The 2,777-nt window shown below is 63.8% G+C and carries 4 protein-coding genes; 2 read left to right on the top strand and 2 right to left on the bottom strand.

The features are described 5' to 3' along the window. Together EN879_RS31105 and EN879_RS31100 are read right to left on the bottom strand one after the other, a co-directional pair. A partial coding sequence (locus EN879_RS31105; protein ID WP_127274487.1) for an NAD(P)-binding domain-containing protein occupies positions 1-353 on the bottom strand: 353 nt, incomplete at its 3' end. 25 nt (positions 354-378) lie between these two features. Continuing rightward, positions 379-1,545 carry an isobutyryl-CoA dehydrogenase gene (locus EN879_RS31100; RefSeq protein WP_013531207.1) on the bottom strand — a complete coding sequence of 389 codons (1,167 nt, stop codon included), beginning with the start codon at positions 1,543-1,545 and terminating at the stop codon, positions 379-381. 144 nt (positions 1,546-1,689) lie between these two features. Here EN879_RS31100 and EN879_RS31095 point away from each other — a divergent pair, with 144 nt between their 5' ends. Together EN879_RS31095 and EN879_RS31090 are read left to right on the top strand one after the other, a co-directional pair. Beyond that, entirely contained in the window at positions 1,690-2,304 is a 615-nt protein-coding gene (locus tag EN879_RS31095) for a dimethylsulfonioproprionate lyase family protein (protein WP_063168187.1), read from the top strand. Continuing rightward, positions 2,304-2,777: AAA family ATPase (locus tag EN879_RS31090; RefSeq protein ID WP_164774692.1), on the top strand; the 474-nt coding region annotated here is incomplete at its 3' end. The genes EN879_RS31095 and EN879_RS31090, both read left to right, overlap by 1 nt.

The following is a 2,777-nucleotide window of genomic DNA, read 5'->3' as shown; positions in this document are numbered from 1 at the left end:
ACCGGTGCATCGATCGACGACAGCGCGTGCTTCCTGGCGACGGCGTGGGCTTTGCGGGCTGACTCGACGTCGATGGTCGAGGAATCGATAAAGAGTGCGCCTTGCCTGGCCTTGGGCGCGATGTCTTCGTAGACGGAGAGGACATGCTTGCCTGCAGGCAGCATGGTGATCACCACGTCGGCATCCTTCACCGCGGCCAAGGCATTCGCCATAATCGTCACGCCATGTTCCTTGGCGACGGTGAGGTTTTCCGGAACGAGGTCGAAACCGTTCACCGCATGCCCGGCCTTGACCAGATTGGCGGCCATTGGATTGCCCATATTGCCGAGGCCGATGAAGGCGATCGTCGTCATTGTCTGTCTCCCAGAGTTGCTGGCTTCAACGGCCAATCAGCGCGCGAGCGATGATGACGCGCATGATCTCGTTGGTGCCTTCGAGGATCTGGTGCACGCGCAGGTCCCGCACCAGTTTCTCGATGCCGTAGTCGTGCAGGTAGCCGTAGCCGCCGAGCAGCTGCAGTGCGTCATTGGCGACATTGAAGCCGGTGTCGGTGACGAAGCGCTTGGCCATCGCCGACCATTTGCCAGCATCCGGCGCCTTGCGGTCGAGCTTCGAGGCGGCGGCATAAAGGAAGATACGCGCCGCCTGCAGCTCGGTCTCCATGTCGGCCAGCCTGAATTGCAGCGCCTGGAATTGATTGATCTTCGAGCCGAAAGCCTTGCGCTCGGCGGTGTAGGACAGCGCCTTGTCGAGCGCCGACTGCGCGCCGCCCAGCGAACAGGCGGCGATGTTCAGCCGGCCGCCGTCGAGCCCGGCCATGGCGATGCCGAAGCCAGCGCCTTCGTCGGACAGAAGGTTCTCCGCCGGCACCTTGCAATCCTCGAAGATGACCTGGCGGGTCGACTGCATGTGCCAGCCCATCTTGTGCTCGTTTGCCCCAAAGGAGAGGCCCGGCGCATCTCTGGGCACGACGATGGTGGAAATGCCTTTCGGCCCGTCCGCGCCGGTGCGCACCATGACGGCATAGACATCGCTGTCGCCGGCGCCGGAGATGAACTGTTTGGTGCCGTTGAGCACATAGTCGCCGCCGCTCTTCACCGCACGGGTCTTGAGCGCCGCGGCATCGGAGCCGGAGCCTGGCTCGGTCAGGCAGTAGCTGGCCAGCCATTCCATCGAAGTGAGCTTGGGCAGGAAGCGCTGGCGCTGTTCGTCATTGCCGAAACGGTCGATCATCGAGGCCACCATGTTGTGGATCGAGATGAAGGACGAAAAGGCCGGATCGGCGTGCGACAGCGCCTCAAAGATCAGCACGGCGTCGAGCCGGCCAAGTGCCGAGCCACCGACATCGTCCCTGATATAGATGCCGCCGAGCCCGAGCGGACCGGTCTCGCGGATCACGTCGGCCGGGAAATGCTTGTTGCGGTCCCAATCGAGCGCATTCGGTGCGACACGGTCGGCGGCGAAGGCCTGCGCCATCTCCTGGATGGCGCGCTGCTCCTCGTTGAGTTCGAATTGGCTGGTGCTCGCATCGACCGCGGCGTCCATGGCGTGCTCCCTGTGTGCTGGCCAGCTAGCTCGCTGGCCTGTTGTTTTTGGCTTTGCGCGCGCACCAATCTAGACCAATGATGCCGCCGCGCAACCCGATCCCCTGCGGAGCGGCTGTGCATCAATGCATGTCCGGAGCAAGATATGACGACAAAATTCGATGAACTGCTGGGCCGGTTCCACGCATACCTTGCGACCGTGGATCACGTCCTGATGCGCGATGCCGTGGCCCGGATCGGCTGGGACATGCCGGCTCGCACGCTGGAGCCGCGTCCGCTTGCCTGCCTGCGCCATCTCGATCGCGCCGCCGAACTGGCGCCTCCGGATGCCAAGCCGCTGGTGCAACTGCTTGCCGAACGTCGGAATGATTTCCGCTGGGGGCAGACTTATGGCGAGGCGGACTTCGGGAAAGAGTTCATCGAGAATTACGGCTGGCTGGAAGTGTTCGGCACACGTGGCCACTTTGCCAATGACGCGGCCGCCGCCGGCCTGCTGATTCTTGGACCAGATATCGTCTATCCCGACCACCATCACGTCGCCGAGGAAATCTACATTCCGCTGACCGGCGGCACCGAATGGCGCATGGGCGAGAGCGGCTTTTGCATGCGTACGGCCGGCGAGGTCGTTCATCACGCTTCCAACGTCAATCACGCCATGCGCACGGGCAAAGACCCGTTGCTGGCGCTGTACATCTGGCGCGGCGGGCCGTTGGCGCAGAAATCCGATATCACCGGAACCGTGGCGCAGGGCAGGGACTGATGGCCAAAGCGATCATGCTGCAAGGCACGGGTTCCGACGTGGGCAAGACCGTGCTGGTCGCCGGCCTCTGCCGCGCGGCAAAAAAGCGTGGGCTGAAGGTGCGGCCGTTCAAGCCGCAGAACATGTCGAACAATGCCGCCGTCGCCGAAATTCCAGGTGACAACAATGCCGGCGGCGGTGAGATCGGCCGCGCGCAATGGCTGCAGGCGATCGCTTGCGGTGTCGCGCCATCGGTCCACATGAACCCGGTGCTGCTGAAGCCGCAGACCGATGTCGGCGCGCAGGTCATCGTGCAGGGCAAAATGTTCGGGGAAGCGCGGGCGCGCGACTACCAGGCGATGAAGGGCCGGCTGATGGACGCCGTGCTGGACTCCTGGGGCAAGGTCGGCGAGGGCGCCGATCTGGTCATCGTCGAGGGCGCCGGCTCGCCGGCCGAGATCAACCTGCGCAGCCGCGAAATCGCCAATATGGGC

This window comes from Mesorhizobium sp. M7A.F.Ca.AU.002.02.1.1, from assembly GCF_003998535.1.
GTDB classification, from domain to species: domain Bacteria; phylum Pseudomonadota; class Alphaproteobacteria; order Rhizobiales; family Rhizobiaceae; genus Mesorhizobium; species Mesorhizobium ciceri.
The sequence above is the reverse complement of the archived record's forward strand: the minus strand, read 5'-3'. Positions and strand labels throughout refer to the sequence as shown.

Bases quoted from the DNA above. Each gene is read 5' to 3' on its own strand.
- EN879_RS31095 (WP_063168187.1), top strand. From the start codon at position 1,690: ATGACGACAAAATTCGATGAACTGCTGGGCCGGTTCCACGCATACCTT.
- EN879_RS31100 (WP_013531207.1), bottom strand. From the start codon at position 1,545: ATGGACGCCGCGGTCGATGCGAGCACCAGCCAATTCGAACTCAACGAG.